Source organism: Aeromonas sp. 601039, assembly GCF_049174415.1.
GTDB classification, from domain to species: Bacteria; Pseudomonadota; Gammaproteobacteria; order Enterobacterales; family Aeromonadaceae; genus Aeromonas; species Aeromonas veronii_A.
Window position 1 is genome coordinate 199,281 of the sequence record NZ_JAAKTL010000005.1, and the last position, 20,286, is coordinate 219,566.

Sequence of the window (20,286 nt, forward strand, 5' to 3'; positions counted from 1 at the left end):
GGGGGTGCAGCAAGCGCCTGAGCAATATTTCCCGAGTGCTCAGTTTGCTCAATCAGTATGGCAACACTCTACAAGGCCACCTGATGCATCAAGCCGAAGGGGGGCATCCTCTCTCGAGGCTTATTCCTGTGGCTTGAGGAAGTTGCGATAGAGCATATAGAGGTGGGCCGAGCTCCAGCTGAAGTTGCTTGCCCCCTGCATGGCGCCGGTCTCCGGATTGTAGTTTTCGCGGATGGGGCCGCTGCCCGCCAAGCCCTCTGCGTTGTTGAATAGCTTGTTGACCAGAGCCTCGGCATCGCTGCGGTAGCCGTAGTTCTCCAGCCCCTTCACCCCGAAGTAGAACTGATCGAGCCATACCCGGCCGCGCCAGTAGATATTGGGGTCGTAGGCCGGGTTGGTGAGTGCGGCTGTGCCCAGCGGAATCTTTGTGTTGAACTCCTGGGCGTTGAGCATCACCTCACGCACCCGCGCCGCTTTCTCCTTGTCTGCGACCTCTGCCCAGAGCGGGCTCCACCCTTCCGGGCCACGGCCGCGAGCGGTCAGCAATTTGCCGACGCAGCCGTTGCCGTCAGCCACATCCCCCTGAGCAATCTGACGATCGTAATAGAAGCCTGACGCCTCATCGAACATGCAGCTGTTGATGTAACCAGCCAGCTGGGCCGCGCCATCGCGGTAGCGGCTCGCGTCGTCCGGCTTGCCAAGCAGGTCGGCCATGTCTGCCAGAATGCGTTTCTCCTTGGCGAGGAAGGCGTTGAGCTCCACCGACTCCTGATCGATGGAGAAGCCGATCAAATCGCCATTGTCCTGATGGTTTTCAAAGAAGGCGACGTTCCAGTCCTGACGTGCCTTGGCCAAATCTCCGTCATAGGTCTTGTCGGCATAGCGTTGCAGCTGGCCCGGTTCGATAAAGCCGAAGCGGGCGGCGTTGTCCATGCCGGACTCCCAACCGGCGCCGTGCTGGGCACCGATATCCATGTCGCTGTACCCGCCCACGTTCAACACCTGTTGATAGAGCGGCATACCGGCGCAGGCATACCAGCCATCCCCCTCACTGGTACAGCTGGAGAGATCCAGCCCGGCGGGAATACCGTTGGAGTACTGCACCTTGAAGGTGATATTGCCGTACTCGTCGTTGTGCTCCACATGCTTGGTGGCGCCATATTCGATGATGCCGTTGCGGTTGTTGTCCCGCGCGCGGTACCACCAGTCGTGGTAGGCCTGCAGCTTGGGATACATCTCGGCGATAAAGGCCTTGTCCTTGGTGGCGCTGTAGATTTCCCAGATGGCCCAGGCGGAGAGGGGCGGCTTGGTGTCGCGCTCGTTCCAGTTGCCGCCATCGCCACCGCGATCAGCCTGCTTGTTGTAGAAGACGGCGTCGATCACCATGCCCGCATCCTGTGGTCGCACCGGATCATCCGGCTGTACCTGATAGTCATACATGGCGCGCACGTTGTTCTTGGCCACCTCCGGGTTGAAGTGTGCCATGGCATAGGCGTGCTTCCAGCTGTCCCAAGCCCAGACGCCGTCGAACCAGCGGGCGGTATTGGAGGGGGTTACCCCGTCGTGGAGGATGGCGCCAGCTGGGGAGCGCCAGTTGCCATTGAGGGTCTCCATCGCCTTGACGGCGATGCGACGCTCCGACTCGGGGATCCCCTGATTGGAGAGACCGTTGGCAAGGTAGCCCTCCCAGCGGCGGATGGAGTCGGCAAAATAGCTGGCCGGGTCGGCAAGCAGGGCTTGACGGCTCTGTTGATGGCGGCTGGCGTCATCTGCGGAGTGGAGATAGCTCTGCAGGGTGTAGATATCCTCGCTCCCCTTGGTGGCCAGAGTAATGCTGGCGTCACTTTGATAGCCCAGTGTCTTCTGGTCGAGGGTGGTGCGGCTTGGCAGGGTGCGGTCGATGCGATAGCGGGCGCTGCCGCTCTGCATGATGTTCCAGGTGCTGCGCAGTTTGCCGAACTGGAATTCGATTCCTTTGTCGCTCTCGCTGATGGTGCGAGTCCAGCCTGGATATTTGCTGGCAATCGTATCCTTGGCATCCCATTGATTGAGCAACTCGCCCTGCCAGTTGAGGTTGAGGGTGAGCGGTGCATCGGTCTGATTGATGAGTCGGGTGCGGATAAGGGCGGTGCGGGCATCGCCATAACGCAGCTCCAGCTCCAGCGTAAAGGGCTCGAACTCGAAGCGTTGCACCAGCGCACCGGGAATGGCGTACACCTCCTGCTTGCGGGCGCTGGTGAGCGGGAACGGGCGGCCGCTTGCATCGCTCAGGGTGAGCTTGTCCAGCTCGCTGGCAAAGAAGAGGCTGTACTCCTCGGAGATGACCATGGGGCCGGTAAAGCCCCCCCACTCCTTGTCGCTGGCAGGCAGCAGGAAACCGTGCCATGCCCCCAGATCGAGCAGCGGGTTGTATTTGAGGTTGGAGTAGCTGTCAAAGTCGCGGAATTGGGTCGGTGTTCCCCGACGGTTGATCACGTCCTTGTACTGGATGGCCTGCTCCGGTTTGGCGACTGTGCTGCTCTCTGTCTGGTTATCGTTGCAGGCGGTCAGTCCGAACAGGGCGGTGCCGAGGGCTACCGAGAGTAAAGTTTTACGAAACATTTCTCGCTCCAATTCCGTTTATGTAGGTTAAAAGGAAGATTTTTTACGCTTTTTTTAGTGAAAAGGTGTTCGGTAGCCATTGTATGGCAAGGGGAAAGGGAGCGTTGGCGCGAGATCACACTCTGAAGAGGCGGCAATGTGAGCGGGATCACCGGGTTACATCAGGTTACATAGAATGGTCTTTAAGTAATATTTTACTTTTCGTTGCTCGCCAATCTGGCAGGGCAGGTGTGCAGGTATTGGTGGGGCGTCAGGCCAAACTCCTGTTTGAAGCGGGCGGCAAAGCGGCTGGGGGAGTCATAACCGCAGGCGAGGGCAACCTCCAGCGGGGTCAAGCCCTGTTGCAACAGGTTGAGGGCGTGGCTCATGCGCACCTTAGCCAGCAACTGGCGAAAGCTGCGACCTTCGGCGGTCAGCTTGCGCACCATGGAGGCGCGGCTCATGGAGAAGTGGGGGGCCACCGCCTCCAGGGTGTGGTCGATGCCGGGTTCCACCGCCAGGTAGCGTGCCAGCCGCTCTGCGAGGGTCATGGTGCTGGCGGGAAAGAGTAACCCGAGGGCGTTGGCGGCCCGCAGTTCGGCATAGAAGCCGCGCAGCAGTTCGGCCTGGGTCGCCTCGCTCAGTCCCCGTTCGGCCATGGTGCTGATGAGCTCAAAGCAGAAGGCGAGCCCGGGGGTGACCTTGACAGCGGGTTCCTCCAGATCGGCGTGGGAAGGGGCTGACTCGGCCAGCCATTCTGGTGGCGGCGGAGTGAGCAGCGTGATGGCGTGGGAGCGAAACTTGCCCTGCTCCGGCTGATTGACGAAGGTGAGCTGGTGGCCTGCCGGGATCAGCAGCCACCGCTCCCTGTCAAACGACAGACGCCGCTCGCGCCACCATAGTTGCTTGCTCCCCTGGGTGACCCAGATGAGGGTTGGGGCATAGATGAGCACCCGATGCAGGGGCTGCTGGCGGATCCCGAGATAGTGGCTCTGTTGCAGCAGGGGAGTGCTCATCCGGTTGGCTCCTAGGGAGTGACGAAGGTGGCGGTCAGGGTGGCCTTGCCGAGCGCCATGCTATTGAGCATGTAGCCTACCATAGCGGGCGGGGTATCAGCCTTTACCTCGAGATCATGGGGCAGGGCCCAGGCGGTGAACTGATAGCGGTGCATGCCGTGACCAGCGGGCGGGCAGGGGCCGCCGTAACCCTGGCTGCCAAAGTCGGTGCGGATCTCCAACCCCTGCTTGAGCTTGCCGGAGGCATTGCTGGCCAGCTCGCTCTGGGTGGCAGGCAGGTTCACCACCAGCCAGTGCCACCAACCGCTGCCGGTGGGGGCATCGGGGTCATAGGCGGTGATGGCAACACTCTTGGTGCCTGCCGGCAGATCTTGCCAACTCAGCTGGGGCGAGTGGTTGTCGCCGCTGCAGCCAAAGCCGTTGAAGCTGAACTGTTTGTCCATCAACTGGCCTTCGTGAATGTCCGTGCTCTTCAGGGTCATGGCAAAGGCTGGCATGGCCGTCAGGCAGAGCAGTGGCAACAGGGCACTCTGTTTGAGCAATTTCATCGGGTGACTCCTCGTGTGGTAACGGGTTCACTTTAGCGAGGGTGGGACAGGATTTTGTTGCAGAACGACTCAAGGTGAGGTCGATTGGTGAGTTAATTGAGCCTTTTGGTGGTTTCATGGCAAGAAGGTAAACGGCAGCCATAAAAAAACCGGCATCAGGGATGCCGGTTTTTTGTTTGACGATAAGAGGTGCGGCTTAGCGCAGGATCATCTCGTCACGGCCCGGGCCGACGGAAACCATCGGAACCGGTACGCCGAGCAGCTCTTCGATACGCAGCACGTACTGCTGGGCCGCTTTGGGCAGCTCTTCGAAAGTGCGGCAGCCGGTGATGTCTTCGCTCCAGCTTTCCATCTGCTCGTAAACCGGCTTCAGGGCAGCGGTTTGCGGCCAAATCGGGTTCTCGGTGTGGGCACCTTCGTAGGCCACGCAGATCTTCAGATCCGGCAGACCGGTCAGGCAGTCCAGCTTGGTCAGAGCCACTTCGGTGGCGGCTTGCAGCTCGACACCGTTCTTGGTGGCGACGGCGTCGAAGTAACCGACATCGCGGGGACGGCCAGTGGTAGCGCCGAACTCATTGGTGATCTTGCGGAACTCGTCCTGGTTCTCCATGGCGGTCAGCAGGGTGCCGGTACCGACAGAGGAGCTGAATGCCTTGGCCACAGCGATGACGCGCTCCGGACGCAGACCCGGCAGACCGCCACCGATACCGGCGTAGGCGCCAGATACGTGGGAGGAGGTCACCCAGGGGTATTCGCCGTAGATCAGGTCACGGCCAGCGCCCAGCTGGGCTTCGAACAGCAGGGTCTTGCCTTCAGCCTGCAGCGCTTTGAGCGGCATGCTGACGTTGCACACTGCGTCGATCCAGGGTGCAGAGACTTCCAGCAGCCAGTCGGCCATCTCCTGGGCAGTCTGGGTGAATTCGAAGGAGGGGTAGATAGCCTTCATCTGCGGCAGTTTCCAGTCCAGCATGAACTGGATGCGCTCGACCAGCACGTCCGGCTGTTTCAGCCAGCCAACCAGGATTGCTTTCTTCATCACGCGATCGCCGTAGGCAGGGGCGATGCCCTGACGGGTGGAGCCATAGGCGCCGTCACCCAGACGTTGCTCTTCCAGGGTATCTTCCAGTGCGTGCAGCGGCAGGCAGAGAGTTGCGCGGTCAGAGATGGCCAGCTTCGGAGTCACGCCGGAGGCTTTGACTTCCTCGAGCTCGACGGTCAGTTTCTCGGGGCTGATCACCATGCCCGGGCCGAGGACAACCAGGCAATCCGGGTTGAATACGCCACTCGGAACCTGGTGCAGCTTGAAGGTGCCAAGGTCGTTGACCACGGTGTGGCCAGCGTTGTTGCCGCCCTGGAAGCGAATGCTGGCGCCAGCTTGACCTGCCAGATAATCCACGATGCGGCCTTTGCCTTCATCACCCCAGTTAGCACCTACGACTACGATAGACGACATGACTCTTTCTCCTAAGACGTTAGGCGTCCATCCTAGGAGCCTGATGCGGATTAGAAAAATTAATTATCTTTATAATTCCGATAAGAGAACCATATAATTATGGCCAATTTAGCGGCAAACCGTCCGATTTTGCCTGGCAAGCCCCGCACATTGCGGGTTGAGGGACTCTTATGCTGGATATTCACTGGTTGCAAACCTTTGTCACCCTGGCCCGATTGCAACATTTTGGCCAGACAGCCACCGAGCTGCACATGACCCAGCCCAATGTCAGCCTGCATATCAAGCGGCTGGAGCAGGCGACCCGGGTGCGGCTGATCGAGCGCAGCCCGTTTCGCCTGACGCAGGCGGGGGAGCGGCTGCTGCAAAGCGCCGAGCGCACCATTGCCGAGTTGCAGCTCTGCCAGTCCGATCTCAATGCCCTCAACCAGCTGAGTCAGGGGACGCTGGCCATCGCCGCCAGCGACATCATCTCCCGCCTGCTGCTGATCCAGCCGTTCCAGCGCTTCAAACGGGAGTTTCCCGGCATCGACCTCACTCTGTTCAACACCACTTCGGATCAGGCCGCCGAGCTGGTCAAGGCGGGCAAGGCGGATCTGGGTTTTGTCATGGCGCAAAAGCGCAGCGAACCGCTCTTCTATACCGAGCTGCAACAGGTGACCTGGTGCGCGCTGGGCCACGGCCTTGCCCGCTGGCAGGCGCGGGCGGTGGCGGGGGAGAGCGATCCCCTCGACGAGCCGACCCTGATCCTGCTCGGTCACGACACCCGTACTCGGGCGCTGATCGACCCGTCCCTGCCGCTGCTGGCCTTGCCCCCCTGCCGCATCATGGAGGTGGGCAGCGTGGACGCCCAGCTGGATTGGGCCGAGGCGGGCTTTGGTGTCGCCATCGTGCCGGACTTTTCCCTGCATCCGCGACTCAACCTCACCGCGCCGGTCACCAGCCTCGGCGACTTTCCCGGTACCAGTCTGGGCTACGTAGTGCGCCAGAATCAGGTGTTGTCGCGGGCCATCAAGCAGTTGCTGCACTGGGTGGAGGAGGAGATCCAGAAGCCCAACCCCTATCTGACCCGGGTGATAGAGCCATAGCTGTACGGCAAGGTGAACAGGCCAATCGACTGCGCCACTATCGAACGCATATCAATAATCAGGGCAGCCGAGGCTGCCCTGATGCGTTTGTGGGTGCTGACCACTCAGTGCTGCGGCGGTGTGGCTGCACTGGTGGCAGGGGAGGGAAGTATATCGGTTTTATCCTGCGGTGGGGTTTCGTCAGCAACCGCGCTGCTGGCCGGCTGGGTTGCCTGCTCTTGCTGCGAAGTTGCCGCAGAGGCGCTCTGTGGCAACTGAGTCGAAACGGCAGCCGATGGTGATGGAACCGTTGACGCTGCGGCAGAGGGAGCCACTCTTTCCCCCTCGGTGGTCGGCGTAGCAGTGAGTTCGGGGGTGACCTCGAGCGCCTCTTCGGGCAAGGGATTAACCTCTGTTGCTTCTGTTGCCACTGCGGCACTGCTGGTGGCGGTCGCGTCAGAGGGCGCAGTCGCCCCGTCGGCGGCACTCACCGGCCCTGTCGTGGGCGCCGCCTCCGAGGCCGATGGCGCTGGTGCTAACGGCTCCGGCATCAGCTGTTCCGCGGTTAACTTCTCGGGGGTCAGTGGCAAGGGGGCTGGCGGTTGATCCGACATCCCCGCATGGAGGGGTAGCTCGGTTTGCGCCTGCAACTGCTCGGGGGTCACCTTGCTCAGGGCAGGATGCAGCCGACTGAACTGTTTGACCCGGGCCAGCAGGGTATCGCGCACGGTTCGGACGATGGGGTCCGGCAGGCTGGCCAGCGCCACCAGTTCGGCACTCATCCCGATGTTGTTGATAGCTGTAGTCTGCCCCGGATAGAGGTTGGCGGCGATGCGGCTGCGCTGGTAGTAGGGGTGCTGCTTGAGCAGCGTGTCGATCTGCTCCCCTTCGATGGGGATGAGGCGCACCTTGCAGCGGCTGATCAGGTCGCCGACCGCCAGACTGGGGTGACCGGCTACCACAAAAGCGGCATCCAGCGAGCCATCGCACAGCCCTTCCAGCGGTTCGCTGTCCGATTTGAGCTGATAGGCAGCAAACTGCCCGGGTTGCCATCCCATGGCTGCCATCAGGGCCTGGCTGGTGATCTGCTCACCGGCGCCCTTGTTGCCCGGATAGACCCGCTTCCCTTCGATATCTGCCAGGGTGGTGATGCCGCTATTGGGGGCGGCCAGCAGGGCCAACGACTCCTGATAGAGGCGAAACAGGCTGCGCAGCTCATTGTTGGCCCCCTGCCCACTGAAGGGGCCGGTGCCGTGCAGAGCGTGGTGCAACACATCGGACTGCACCAGCGCCAGCTGTACGTCCCCCTTGTCGAGTGCCTTGAGGTTGGCCATCGAGCCACGGGTGCTCTGCACGGTGCAGCTGTCCCCATGCAGGGCATGGCCGGCATTGAGCACCCGGCAGATGGCGCCACCGGTCGGGTAGTAGACCCCATTGAGCGGGCCCGTTCCGATAGTCAGCGCCTGGCTGCCAAAGGGGAGCAGCGCAGAGAGTGCACAGAGTGGGAGCAGAAGGTGATGCAAGATCCGTAGAGACATAATTGACCGTTGACTGAGTTGACCGCTGGCTGATGACACAGGGAAAAAGGGATGGGGCTTGCCCATCCCGTTGCTGGCTGATCAGGGCTTGTTGTGGTTGAGGATTGCCCGCTCAATCCGCGCCAGCGCGTCGGTCAGCCGTGCTCTGGTGCAGCCGAAGTTGAGCCGCACGAACTGACCGTCGCCAAACTGGGCGCCGGGGGAGAGACCAACCCCGGCCTGCTCGAAGAAGGCGATGGGATCGGCAAGGCCAAGGGCGCTCACATCGATCCAGGCCAGATACGTCGCCTGATGGTTGGCCAGCTTGACGCCGGGCCAGCGGGCAACCGCCTGCTGGATCAGGGCCAGATTGGCCGCCAGATAGTCGAGTTGCTCGGTCAGCCACTGTTCGCCACCCTCATAGGCCGCTTCGGCGGCGACAAAGCCCAGCAGGTTGACGTCGGCGCTGATGCCGCGCATCGCCTGTTGCAGCCTGAAGCGCAGACGGGCGTTGGGGATAATGGCGAAGGAGCAGCAGAGACCGGCGATATTGAAGGTCTTGCTCGGGGCCATCATCACCGCGCAGCGTTCGGCCGCTTGCGCACTGATGGCGCCGTAGGGAATGTGGCGGGCGTTTTTATCCAGCAGCAGATCGCAGTGGATTTCATCGGAGCAGATCACCAGATTGTGGCGCGCGGCGATGGCATCGATGGCCAGCAGCTCGTCACGGGTGAAGATGGTGCCGCCCGGGTTGTGGGGGTTGCAGAGCAGCAGCAGATCTGCGGCGGGGGCCTGACGCTCCAGCTCTTCAAGATCCAGCACCCAGCGACCCGCTTCCTCAATCATCGGCACGGTGAGCAGGGGACGATCATTGAAGCCCGGCGCCTGCAGGAAGGGGTAATAGACCGGCTTGGGGGTGATGATGCCGCGACCATGCTGGCTCCAGGCCTTGCAGGCGAGGTTGAGCCCCGGCACCACGCCTGGCAGGAATACCAGCCATTCGGGCTCGATAGTCCAGCCATAGCGGGTCGCCATCCGTTCGATAATGAGTTCGATCAGTCGCGGCGAGGGGCGTGAATAGCCGAAAATGCCGTGGGCGACCCGTTTGGTCAACGCCTCGATCACGGATGGGGGGGAGACAAAGTCGGTATCGGCAACCCACATGGGCAGCACATCCTGACCCTTGTACTTGTCCCATTTCAGGCTCATGGTGCCACTACGGTCTACTTCCTGATCAAAATCAAACATGCGAACTCCTTGTGCTGGCAGGATGGGCTTTCACTCTACGGGGTCGCGGCCTCCCTCGCAAGGCGCACACCTGCTTATGCCATCCTTGAGCCCGCTCTTGATAGTGACATAAGATAGGCGCCGAATTTTCATACGGCTGCCGCCCGTTAGCCCGTATCGTCCTTCCAATCAGTGGTAACCCTATGAGCTTGTCGATAGCGGCGGTCAAACGCCCGGATCCCGTCTCTCTTTCATTTCTTGCCGTGACTTTTATGACCGGCGTCGCGGTGGCATTGCAGGTGCCTACCTTAAGTCTGTTTCTGGCCGAAGAGGTGCAGGTGCGCCCCTTTCTGGTCGGGCTCTTCTATACCATCAACGCCGTGGTGGGCATTCTGGTCAGTCAGTGGCTGGGCCACCGCTCCGACAACAAGGGGGATCGCAAGCGACTGATCCTGCGCTGCTGCTTTGCCGGGGTGGCGCTCTCCTTGTTGTTTGCCTGGAACCGCAACTACTGGCTGTTGGCGAGTCTGGGGGTGATGCTGGCGGCGCTGGCGGCCACGGCCAGCCCCCAGCTGTTTGCGCTGGCGCGGGAGTACTCCGACAGCCGCAACCGGCGGGCGGACATGTTCAGCTCGGTGATGCGGGCCCAGTTTTCGCTGGCCTGGGTCATAGGCCCACCCATCGCCTTCGCGCTGGCCATCGGCTACGGTTTCGAGCTGATGTATCTGGCCTCGGCACTGGCCTACCTGCTCTGTGCCCTGGTGGTGTGGCGCTGGCTGCCCTCTCTGCCTTTGCCCAAGATGGCCGAAGAGACAGAGCGGGTCAGCAGCTGGCGGGATCCGGCGGTGCGGGCGCTCTTTATCGCCTCCACCCTGATGTGGACCTGCAACAGCATGTATCTCATCAATATGCCGCTCTACATTACCCGCGAGCTCGGGATGGATGAGAAGCTTGCCGGCATCCTGATGGGTACGGCGGCGGCGCTGGAGATCCCCTTCATGCTGCTGGCGGGTTATTACACCGCGCGCTTTGGCAAGCGCCCCATGATGTTGCTGGCGGTGCTGGCTGGCGCGGCCTTTTACACAGGTCTGGTGACCCTCACCGACCAATACGCCCTGATCGCCTTGCAGCTGTTCAACGCCATCTTCATCGGTATCGTGGCGGGGATCGGCATGTCTTACTTTCAGGATCTGATGCCGGGGCGGGCCGGGGTGGCGACCACCCTGTTTGCCAACAGCATCCGCACCGGCTCCATCATGGCGGGGGCTATCGCCGGTGTGGTGGCGGAGGTGTGGAGTTTCCACGGGGTCTTTATGGTGGCGTTGGGATTGGCACTGGTGGCACTGGCCGCCAGCTGGCGGGTGCCCAACGTCTGACGGGGGATCTGGCTGTTATTTGTCGTGCTGGGACTGGGCGTGCGGGAGCGGCGCTGATTCGCCCTGATATTCGTTGCGCAGGCAGCGCAGCAGCAGCTCGGTCGCTGGGCCGAGAGATTCGGGGGAGAGGGTCAGCAGATAGGTGTAGAGGTGGCGCTCGTTGCCGCTCTCCAGATCCAGCTGTATGAGTGAACCTTCCGCCAGCTCCCGCTCTACCAGATGGCGCGGCAGCCAGGCATAGCCGAGGCCAAGGCGCAGCATGGCGAGCACTTCGTGGTAGTGGGTCGCCTTCCAGCCGGTGTCATCCGCATCGTTCCAGTCCACCGAGCGGTGAATGGGGGGATGAAGGCTGATCTGGTTGTGGCTGGTCAGCACGTCGCTGCGGATGGGCCCCTCCTCTTGCGCCAGCGGATGGCTGGCGGCGCAGAGAGGCAGCAGGCATACCTCGTCCAGCAACAGGCCGGTGCGATCGCCGGGCAGGTGCTCGGAGAGCATCAGATCCCCCGGTTGCAGGGCGTTGAAGTGGCAGTGAATGCGTTCGTGCAGGTTGACCCGGCAACCCCGGCTGCGGGGATAGAAGCTGGCCAGCGCCCGATAGAGGCGATCCCTTGGCTGCAGCGCCGAGACATAGAGGTTGATCTGCGGCTCCCACTGCCGCTCCAGGTTGTTGGCCAGATTCTCCAGCTCCTCCACCTGCTGGCTCAGCTGACGGGCCCGCTTGAGGAAGATCTCGCCCGCCGGCGTCAGCACCGCCTTGCGGCCGCGCACCTCCAGCAAGGGCACCCCCAGACTCTGCTGCAACTTCGCAACCGCATGATTGAGGGAGGACTGGCTCTTGTTCAGCGCCTCGGCCGCCTGGGCGTAGCCGCCGCAGTCGACCACCGCCTGAAAGATCCGCCATTGCTCAAACGTGCTCTTGGGACGAAACATAGTTCAACCTGATTGGAGATAGGATGGTCAGTGGTTCGAACAGGGAGCCTGTGCCCCCTATTCAATTTAACCCCTGCCGCACAACACTCTGGGTATTTTATTGATTTATTTGGGCTGAGCCACAAAGGTCTGGCCGGTTTTTCCGTGGCTGTCCGACCCCATCAGGTAGAGGTAGAGCGGCATCAGGTCGGCCGGAGTCTTGAGGTTCATGGGATCTTCCGCCGGGAAGGCACTGGCGCGCATCTTGGTACGGGTACCGCCCGGGTTTAGGGTATTGACCCGCACACCGGTGTTCTCAAGCTCGTCGGCCAGCACTTCCATCATCCCCTCGATGGCAAATTTGGAGATGGCATAGGTGCCCCAGTAGGCGCGCCCCTTGCGCCCCACGCTGGAGGAGGTGTAGACGATGGAGGCATCGCCCTGCGCCTTGGCTGTCTGGCGCAAGAGCGGCAGCAGCGCTTGGGTCAGCAGGAATTCCGATTTGACGTTGACCTGCATCACCTCGTCCCACTCCTTCTCCTGAATGTGTTCAAACGGAGAGAGGGTGCCAAGCAGACCTGCGTTGAACAGCACGCCGTCGAGGCGGCCAAACTGCTGGGCGAAGGTTTCGGCCATGCCGCGGTAGTGGGCGGCGGTGGCCCCTTTCAGATCCACCGGCACGATGGCGGGCAGCGGATAACCGGCGGCTTCAATCTGGTCATACACGGCTTCGAGTTTGGCGCTGGTGCGGCCGAGCAGGATCACGGTGGCACCGTGAGCGGCGTAGGTGAGGGCGGCTTCGCGGCCGATCCCGTCGCCGGCACCTGTGACCAGAATGACTTTATCCTTGAGCAGATCGCGGGGTGCCTGATAATCGAGCATGACAACTCCTGTTAACAAATTCCGGCCATAAGTGCATGGCAATCGGCGCCAAGTGTACTGATCCGCGCGCCTGTTTGACCAGCCAGCGGCAAGAAAAATGTGAAGAAAATAGAGAGGTTGTGATGCTCTGGTTGGTTTTTCCGGTCACTGGCTGCGATTTTTTGCGCGCCTCCACCAAACTCCCTAGAATGTGACGAAAACCGATCCATTCTGGAGTCCATCGTGACATTTCTGACCGAATATGGCCTGTTTCTGGCCAAGACAGTGACCTTCCTACTGGCCATCGGCGCCATCATCCTGATGATTGTCAGCACTCGCCAGCCGAAAGCGCGCAAGGGTGAGCTGGTGGTGACCGATCTCTCGAGCGAGCTGGAGCAGGGGCAGTTTGCGCTCAAGAGCGCGCTTGCCAGCAAGGCCGAGCGCAAGGTGCTGGAAAAGCAGCAAAAAGAGGAGCAGAAAAAGCGCGCCAAGGCCGGTGATGAGCGCAGTCGCCTGTTCGTGCTCGATTTTAACGGCAGCATGGATGCCAAAGAGGTGGCCTCCCTGCGCGAAGAGGTGAGCGCGGTGATTGGCGTCGCCCAGCCCGGCGACGAAGTGCTGCTGCGACTCGAATCCGGTGGCGGCGTGGTGCATGGCTATGGCTTGGCCGCTTCCCAGTTGCAGCGACTGCGCGATCGTGACATCAAGCTCACCGTGGCGATTGACAAGGTGGCGGCGAGCGGCGGCTACATGATGGCTTGCGTGGCGGACAAGATCCTGGCAGCCCCCTTTGCCATCGTCGGCTCCATCGGGGTGATCGCCCAGCTGCCGAACTTCAACAAGTTGTTGAAAAAGCACGATATCGAATTCGAGATGCACACCGCCGGTCAGTACAAGCGCACCATCACCATGTTTGGCGAGAACGACGATCTGGGGCGCGAGAAGTTTCGCGAGGAGCTGGCAGCGATCCACGAGCGCTTCAAGGCCTTTGTGGCCGAACACCGCCCGCAACTCGATATCGATCAGGTCACGACCGGTGAGCACTGGCTGGCAAGTCAGGCCAAGGGGCTGGGGTTGGTGGATACCCTCTGCACCAGTGATGACTATCTGCTGGCGCAGGCCAGCCACCACAAGGTGATCGGCATCAGCTATCGCAAGCCAAAAAGTCTGACCCAGAAGCTGGGGCAGCAGGGCGCGCAGGCGCTTGAAGCCGGACTTGGGCGGCTGTGGCAGCAAAGCCCCTGGCGCTAAGCCTGGCCTTTTTGCATCCGGTTGCACCTTGTTGGTGAGCGAGGGTTGTTTCCATTGAGGCCCTCTGTTACAACTGAATGCTTTCCCCGTTTATGACAGGATCTTGTGGTAAGAGCTGCGGGGCATGGAGCATAGCGATGTCATGGAGCACCTTCAGGCAATTTACCCCGTTGGTCTGGATCGTCATTCTGGGCACCTTCATGGTGCGCACCAGCTACTACATGGTGTGGCCCTTCCTCTCCATTCTGCTCTATCGGGAGTATGACCTTTCGGCCACCTTCATCGGCCTGTTGCTGGGTGGCTCGATGGCCCTCTCCACCCTGGTCAGTTTTTACGGCGGCTGGCTCTCTGATCGCTTCGGGCGGCGCAGCATACTGCTGGCCGGTTGTCTGGTGGCGATGATCTGTTTCGGTCTGCTCGGTTTCTCCCATGCGGTGTTCTGGCTCGGGATAGGGGTGATGGGCAGCGGCCTCTCGTCGGGGCTCATCGATGCCCCCGGCAAGGCGCTGATGGCCGACAGTCTGGCCTCGGCCAAGGCGCGGGAGCTGGCACTGCACCTGCGCTATTTTCTGCTCAACCTGGGGGCCGCGTTGGGGCCTCTGCTCGGGGTGACCCTCGGGATCAACGCCCAGCAGGAGACCTTTCTGTTTCTGGTGGTGAGCTATTTGCTGCTGGCGCTGGCCTTTGGCTGGGGATTTCGCCGGGCTGGCAGCACAGGCAAGCCGGGTGCTGCTGGCCCCGGACTGCGGGATGCCATCAAGGTGTTGCTGGCGGATCGCGCCTTCCTGCTGCTGGTGATGGCCAATCTCCTGATGGTGCTTGTCTACTCCCAGTTTCACTCGCCGCTGGTGCAGTACCTGACCCGGGCTGGTATGCCGCAGGTGGCCGAGCTGGTTGCTCTGCTGGTGGCGACCAATGCCCTGACCGTGGTGCTGCTGCAGTTTCCGCTGCTGCGGTTGTTGTCACGCTGGCCGGTGCGGGTACGGCTTCATATCGGCATGGCGCTCTTTCTGGCGGCCCAGCTGCTCTTTGCGCTGGGGGACCCGATGGTGCGCAGCCACTGGTTTGGCGCCGTGCTGTTGCTCAGCATCGGCGAGACCATCCTCTTCCCCCTGCTCAACGTGCTGATCGACCAGATGGCCCCCACCCACCTCAAGGGGAGCTACTTTGGTGCCAGCGCACTGGCCGGGTTGGGAGGGGCTGCTGGCGCCCTGCTGGGAGGCTGGATCCTCGAGCAGTGGAGCGGGCAGTTGCTCTATATGCTGATGGCGCTGCTTTGTGTGGCGATTTTTGCGCTTTATGAAGCTGGCGCCCGACATCATGGTCGGCGAAGTGCTCGGCAGGAGTCGGTGATAGGCTAACCGGGCTGACTTCGCCGCTGGCCAGCCCCTTATGGTTCAGAAGGTCAGCACCTTGTCGGCAGCCAGGGTCCATTGGGCCAGCATCGGCAGGGTGCCGACCTCAATCCCCTCGATCAGCGGCAGGGCGGTAATGCCACGGGCATCGGTGCAGGTCTTGCACAGGCGAATGGTGACGCCTTGCGCCAGCAGGATCTCCAGCATCTGGCGCAGGTTGTACCCCTCGGCCGGTGCCTGACCAGCCAGCGCTGCACTCACCGCATCTGACATCAGGAACAGCTTCAGGCTGGCCCCCCCCTGTTCGTTGAGGGCGATAGCGAGACGCAGGGCGTTGAACAGGGATTCGCTGCCATAGGGGGCACCGTTGGCAATGACCACAATTTGTTGATTCATAACAGACTCCCGATTGGAAAGAGCGCCATTGTAGAACCAACAGGGTGCCAATTGCGTGATGTTGCACAACTTCTGTCGCACCTTTTTCCCGCTTGCTTGACCCTGCTGCCGATCGAGGTTTTTATGGTCAGCTCGCAAACAAGACCGGATGAATCGAGATGTGGAAAGTATTGGGAGCCGGCTTGCTGCTGTTGGCGGGTCAGGCCTTTGGCAATGAGGCGGTCGGTTGCAAGGCTCGTCTGCAGGCCGTCAACGACCAGCTGGTGTTTGCCAAAGCACACAATAACGCCGGGCAGATTGCCGGACTGGAACAGGCAGCGCGCAATATCAAGGCCAACTGTACTGATGAAGGTCTGCTCAAGGAGCAGAAAGAGCGGGTTAACAAACTGCGTGGCGAGGTGGATGAGCGTCTGCTTGAACTGCAGGAGGCGAGAGTCAGTGGTAAACCGGAGAAGATTGCCAAGCGACAGGCCAGGCTGGAGGAGTCCCAGACCCGGATGCTGGAGGCCCAGCGGGAGCTGGACAAACTGATCCGGCTGGTCGGCAAGTGATGACCAGCCGCTGAACGCAGGATCAAAAAAGGCCGATTGCTCGGCCTTTTTTCGTTTTACGGTCTGTGCATCAGTTACTGCCGGTGCATCCGAACAAACTTCTCCATCAGCTGATCTTCGGTCTCCACATGAGCGGGATCCCAGATGATGCAGTCGATAGGGCAGACACTGATGCAGGTCGGCTTCTCATAGTGACCGACGCACTCGGTGCAGCGACTGGGGTCGATCTCGTAGATCTCCTCACCCAGGCTGATGGCCTGGTTGGGGCACTCGGGATCGCACATGTCACAGTTGATGCACTTGTCGGTGATGAGCAGCGCCATTTCAGGCCGCCGTGTGCGGGTTGCGGGTATCCTGGCTGTCGCCCAGATTGCGCAGCAAAATGCCGTAGTTCACATCCAGATCTTTCGGGACTGGCACATAGACCACGTGACCGTTGCCCGGCGCGGTATCGATAAGCTCGCCCTTGCGGTTCTCCATCTGCTCCAGATTGAAACGGACGTTGCCCTGCGGGGTCATCAGCTCCAGGTTGTTGCCCACCAGGAACTTGTTCTTCACCTCGACCTCGACCATGTCACCTTTGCGACCGGTGATCTCGCCGACAAACTGCTGGGTGTCGGAGACGGAGTAGCCGTAGTCGTAGTTCTGGTATTCGCTGTGGTTGTGACGGCGCAGGAAACCCTCGGTATAGCCGCGGTGGGCCAGATTTTCGAGAGTGCCCATCAGACTGCGGTCGAACGGACGTCCCGCCACCGCATCATCGATTGCCTTGCGGTAAACCTGAGCGGTACGGGCGCAGTAATAGAACGACTTGGTGCGCCCTTCGATTTTCAGCGAGTGAACGCCCATCTTGGTCAGTCGCTCGACGTGCTCGACGGCACGCAAGTCCTTGGAGTTCATGATGTAGGTGCCGTGCTCGTCCTCGAACGCGCTCATGTACTCGCCCGGGCGGTTGGACTCTTCCAGCAGCACAAGGGCATCAGTCGGCTTGCCAAGGCCTAGCGTGTTGTCCGGACGCACTGCGATGGGCTCCTGACGGTGGACGATCTGGCCCACGTCATCTTCTTTACCTTCGTGCACCTTGTACTCCCAGCGGCAGGAGTTGGTGCAGGTGCCCTGGTTGGGGTCACGCTTGTTGATGTAGCCGGAGAGCAGGCAGCGGCCGGAGTAGGCCATGCACAGCGCGCCGTGAACGAACACTTCCAGCTCCATCTCCGGCACCTGCATGCGGATCTCCTCAATCTCGTCCAGCGACAGCTCGCGGGAGAGGATGGCGCGGGTCAGGCCCATTTGATGCCAGAACTTCACCGTGGCCCAGTTGACCGCGTTGGCCTGCACCGAGAGGTGAATGGGCATATCCGGGAAGGCTTCACGCATCATCATGATAAGACCGGGGTCGGACATGATCAGCGCATCGGGCTTCATCTCCACCACTGGGCGCATATCGCGGATAAAGGTCTTGAGCTTGGAGTTGTGGGGCTGGATGTTGGCCACCACATAAAACTGCTTGCCCAGCGCATGGGCTTCGTTGATGCCCAACTGCAGGTTTTCGTGATCGAATTCGTTGTTACGCACCCGCAGGCTGTAGCGGGGCTGACCGGCATAGACGGCATCGGCGCCATAGGCATAGGCGTAACGCATGTTCTTGAGGGAACCTGCGGGGGAGAGCAATTCTGGTTTAAACATGGCGGACTCTTTATATCTGATTGCAAATCAGGACGATGCCACCTGATGGCATCGTAGTGGTTGAGTTGCGGTGCAAGAAGCTCTCAGAGAGGAGGCTCAATGCAGCGCGACCCGATGACGGCATATCCGGGGTTATCGAAAGAAGATGCGCCGGATATTCGGGGTGCGAGATTGTACTCGCCCCCACGTCATCATGCAATTTGGCAGGAAATTGTTGGCTGCGCGAGCCGACAGGATGCCGAAATGAAACAGCCGCTCAGGCCCAGCGGGAGAGGGGAGATGGCATGGCATGGGCATAACCCTGCTGATAGTCACAGCCGAGCAGGTTGGCTACCTCGATGTGTTGCTGGGTCTCAACTCCCTCGCACACCACCTTGGTGCCGAGCCGCTGCAGGTACTCTACCAGACCGGTGAGCATCCGCAGTGCATGGCTACTCTTGGTCGCTTGCAGCAACAGGGAGCGATCCAGTTTGATGATCTCGTAGGGCAGCGCCAGCACCCGTTGGAAGTTGCACTCCTGGGTGCCAAAGTCATCGCAGACGATATGGGCGCCGTGGCTGCGCAACACTTCAATCAGGGCCAGCTCCTTGTGCTGTAGCGGGGCGTGCTCGAGTACCTCGAACCAGATGTCGAGCCCTACCTTGCGCGCCTGGATCAGTACCAGCAACAACAGGTTCTGGTAGGTGGGGCTGTTCAGAGTCGGGTTGAGGTTGATTGAGAGCAGACTGGTGCTGCTCTGCGCGAGCGTCGGCAGGTCGCGCAGAATCGCTCTGAGCATGACGATGTCCAGATGAAGGGACTCCTCATCGCTGAGGGAGAGAAAGTCGATCCCCTGATAGCGCTGCTGGCGGGGTTCCCAGCGTCTGGCCAGCGCTTCAAAGCCGATGATCTGGCTGTTCCGGTCAACGATCGGCTGATAGAAGGGGATGGCAATATCCGCTGTTGCCAGGGATGCCACGTCACCGACCGAAAACTCTTCTTTGAACGCAAACATGGCGCTTACCTGTTGATAGACATAGGGGCGCATAATACAACAGGGATAGCAGAATGACCTGTAGGAATCATCTGATAATAAGAGTGCACCTGTAATCAAAATAGGAATTCTCTTATTAACGTAATTTGTGAACTTCAATAGACTAGATACAGTTATATGCTTTTTCTTTTCGAAATCGAAGAGTTAAGAATCATGCTGCATTAAAAATTAGTGGAAGGCTCATGAAAAAAATATGTTCTGCATTAATTATTTTGATGTTCTTTAATAAAGATGTTTTTGCTTCTGCTGAAATAAATATAGGAACTTTGTATGACTATATGAATGGCCAGCAAAGTACCTATTTAAAACGGGTTCGTAATCAGGGCGATAGCACTGCCTTTATTAAGGTGGCAATCCACGAGATCATCTACGATGAGATGGGAAAACCATCAGAGTTGGCTGAGTTGACCGAAGGGCCTCGGCCGCTGATTGCTAGCCCCTCTCGCATGATTATTCCGGCCAATGGCATGCAGGCTACCCGACTATTATATATGGGGGGGCGGGACAAGGAACGTTACTTCAGAATTCGCTTCATTCCTGTTTTGCCAAAACAGGAGGATGGATTTGACTTGGGGGCCAATATAGATTCAGAGAGTCAGCAGGCAGTTTCAGCGGGTGTAAATATATTGACTGGCTTTGGCACAATTGTCTTTGTCATGCCTAAAGAAAGTCTATTTGATACCCAATTTATAAAAGAGGATTCCACGACAACAGTCATTAATAAAGGAAATACCACTATAGTGTTGGATTTTTTTGAAGAATGTGATTCACGGGGAAAAAACTGTTCAACGCCAAGCAAGATTCATTTGTTGCCAAACATGTCTAAACAATTAGTCAAAAAAAGTAATCACCTCTATCAGTTTTCATTGATAGAGGGTGATAAGAGCAGAAGCATCGTGATTGGTCACTGATGTTTCATATTCCCAAAAAGGAGAGAGTAATGAAAGTATGGATAGCAGTCCCTTTGGCCATGCTGGTGTCAGCCAATTTGATTGCTGCTGAACGTCTTGAGCATCAGGTTACAGTGACGGCTCAGATCCCGAGTGAGGCTTTCTATGTACAGCCGACAGGCGGTGACAACTGGATGAACGTACCGCAGAAGCTGGCTTACAACCCATATACCAAAAAGTTGGACAAGCTTACCAAGCAGTTGGATGTAAAAAGCACAATCGGAGCAATTACCGGTTATTTGACCAATCCGGCCATGATGGCCAGCGGTAATGACAACATCGCATTGACCGTAAAAATTGGTGGGGTCACGTTGGGGACAACATCCGTGGAAGTTATGAAGGCGGATGATGCCAAGACCGGCAAGTTGCTCGGGTTGGAAGTGATCCCGGCGGATGCTCCTGTCGCGGGTTATAAGCCAGGTAACTACCAAGGTGTGGTCAACATGATTTTTGAGTCGGAAGCTCCCAAAGGAGAAGCACCCAAAGGCGGCGTATAAACCGATTGATGGAGGC

19 protein-coding genes are annotated in these 20,286 nt (G+C 59.6%); 7 read left to right on the forward strand and 12 right to left on the reverse strand.

The window, feature by feature from the left end:
- Positions 1-120: 120 nt before the first annotated feature.
- The 4 genes from ygjK to G5195_RS06845 all read right to left on the reverse strand — a co-directional run bounded on the left by ygjK (position 121) and on the right by G5195_RS06845 (position 5,597).
- Entirely contained in the window at positions 121-2,601 is a 2,481-nt protein-coding gene (ygjK, locus tag G5195_RS06830) for an alpha-glucosidase (protein ID WP_421222974.1), read from the reverse strand.
- 194 nt (positions 2,602-2,795) lie between these two features.
- Entirely contained in the window at positions 2,796-3,596 is an 801-nt protein-coding gene (locus tag G5195_RS06835; protein WP_421235973.1) for a helix-turn-helix transcriptional regulator, read from the reverse strand.
- 11 nt (positions 3,597-3,607) lie between these two features.
- On the reverse strand, positions 3,608-4,144 hold the full coding sequence (locus G5195_RS06840; RefSeq protein WP_005353872.1) for a YbhB/YbcL family Raf kinase inhibitor-like protein: 537 nt from the start codon (positions 4,142-4,144) through the stop codon (positions 3,608-3,610).
- Positions 4,145-4,340: 196 nt separating this feature from the next.
- Positions 4,341-5,597, reverse strand: coding sequence for an adenylosuccinate synthetase (locus tag G5195_RS06845; protein WP_005362191.1), 1,257 nt, complete (start codon positions 5,595-5,597; stop codon positions 4,341-4,343).
- A 170-nt stretch (positions 5,598-5,767) separates the two neighbouring features.
- On the opposite strand from G5195_RS06845, the gene G5195_RS06850 reads away from it, so the two are divergent.
- A complete protein-coding gene (locus G5195_RS06850) occupies positions 5,768-6,682 on the forward strand; it encodes a LysR family transcriptional regulator (RefSeq protein WP_042658174.1) in 915 nt (304 codons plus the stop codon).
- A gap of 104 nt (positions 6,683-6,786) precedes the next feature.
- Here the strand turns inward: G5195_RS06850 and G5195_RS06855 are convergent, their stop codons facing one another.
- Together G5195_RS06855 and G5195_RS06860 are read right to left on the reverse strand one after the other, a co-directional pair.
- Positions 6,787-8,199: a TAXI family TRAP transporter solute-binding subunit gene (locus tag G5195_RS06855; RefSeq protein WP_227342144.1), complete on the reverse strand. Its 1,413-nt coding sequence runs from the start codon at positions 8,197-8,199 to the stop codon at positions 6,787-6,789.
- 81 nt (positions 8,200-8,280) lie between these two features.
- The gene (locus G5195_RS06860) at positions 8,281-9,426 is read right to left on the reverse strand and encodes a MalY/PatB family protein (RefSeq protein WP_216978249.1); all 1,146 of its coding nucleotides are present in this window, start codon (positions 9,424-9,426) and stop codon (positions 8,281-8,283) included.
- A 182-nt stretch (positions 9,427-9,608) separates the two neighbouring features.
- Here G5195_RS06860 and G5195_RS06865 point away from each other — a divergent pair, with 182 nt between their 5' ends.
- Complete coding sequence (locus G5195_RS06865) at positions 9,609-10,781, forward strand: MFS transporter (RefSeq protein ID WP_005334914.1); 1,173 nt, start codon at positions 9,609-9,611, stop codon at positions 10,779-10,781.
- Between the two features lie 15 nt (positions 10,782-10,796).
- Here G5195_RS06865 and G5195_RS06870 read toward each other — a convergent pair whose 3' ends face one another.
- Complete coding sequence (locus G5195_RS06870) at positions 10,797-11,711, reverse strand: LysR family transcriptional regulator (protein ID WP_149152400.1); 915 nt, start codon at positions 11,709-11,711, stop codon at positions 10,797-10,799.
- Between the two features lie 105 nt (positions 11,712-11,816).
- Positions 11,817-12,572, reverse strand: coding sequence for a YciK family oxidoreductase (locus G5195_RS06875; protein ID WP_236563318.1), 756 nt, complete (start codon positions 12,570-12,572; stop codon positions 11,817-11,819).
- 222 nt (positions 12,573-12,794) lie between these two features.
- Between G5195_RS06875 and sohB the strand changes: the two genes are divergently transcribed.
- Complete coding sequence (gene sohB, locus G5195_RS06880; RefSeq protein WP_139438835.1) at positions 12,795-13,802, forward strand: protease SohB; 1,008 nt, start codon at positions 12,795-12,797, stop codon at positions 13,800-13,802.
- 137 nt (positions 13,803-13,939) lie between these two features.
- On the forward strand, positions 13,940-15,163 hold the full coding sequence (locus G5195_RS06885) for an MFS transporter (RefSeq protein WP_421222982.1): 1,224 nt from the start codon (positions 13,940-13,942) through the stop codon (positions 15,161-15,163).
- Between the two features lie 36 nt (positions 15,164-15,199).
- Here the strand turns inward: G5195_RS06885 and G5195_RS06890 are convergent, their stop codons facing one another.
- Positions 15,200-15,553, reverse strand: a complete 354-nt coding sequence (locus tag G5195_RS06890; protein ID WP_005334901.1) for a DsrE/DsrF/TusD sulfur relay family protein — start codon at positions 15,551-15,553, stop codon at positions 15,200-15,202.
- Positions 15,554-15,711: 158 nt separating this feature from the next.
- Between G5195_RS06890 and G5195_RS06895 the strand changes: the two genes are divergently transcribed.
- Complete coding sequence (locus G5195_RS06895; RefSeq protein WP_421222984.1) at positions 15,712-16,104, forward strand: DUF1090 domain-containing protein; 393 nt, start codon at positions 15,712-15,714, stop codon at positions 16,102-16,104.
- A 74-nt stretch (positions 16,105-16,178) separates the two neighbouring features.
- Here G5195_RS06895 and G5195_RS06900 read toward each other — a convergent pair whose 3' ends face one another.
- The 3 genes from G5195_RS06900 to G5195_RS06910 form a co-directional block, all read right to left on the reverse strand.
- A complete protein-coding gene (locus tag G5195_RS06900; protein WP_005334896.1) occupies positions 16,179-16,427 on the reverse strand; it encodes a YfhL family 4Fe-4S dicluster ferredoxin in 249 nt (82 codons plus the stop codon).
- Between the two features lies 1 nt (position 16,428).
- Positions 16,429-17,790 (reverse strand): tRNA 5-hydroxyuridine modification protein YegQ, encoded by a 1,362-nt coding sequence (gene yegQ / locus G5195_RS06905; protein WP_005334895.1) that lies wholly within the window; start codon positions 17,788-17,790, stop codon positions 16,429-16,431.
- Between the two features lie 256 nt (positions 17,791-18,046).
- Positions 18,047-18,784: an EAL domain-containing protein gene (locus G5195_RS06910; protein ID WP_421205238.1), complete on the reverse strand. Its 738-nt coding sequence runs from the start codon at positions 18,782-18,784 to the stop codon at positions 18,047-18,049.
- Between the two features lie 221 nt (positions 18,785-19,005).
- Here G5195_RS06910 and G5195_RS06915 point away from each other — a divergent pair, with 221 nt between their 5' ends.
- Positions 19,006-19,734, forward strand: a complete 729-nt coding sequence (locus tag G5195_RS06915; RefSeq protein ID WP_421235974.1) for a hypothetical protein — start codon at positions 19,006-19,008, stop codon at positions 19,732-19,734.
- Between the two features lie 29 nt (positions 19,735-19,763).
- Positions 19,764-20,270 carry a CS1 type fimbrial major subunit gene (locus G5195_RS06920; RefSeq protein WP_421205242.1) on the forward strand — a complete coding sequence of 169 codons (507 nt, stop codon included), beginning with the start codon at positions 19,764-19,766 and terminating at the stop codon, positions 20,268-20,270.
- The last annotated feature ends 16 nt before the right edge of the window (positions 20,271-20,286 follow it).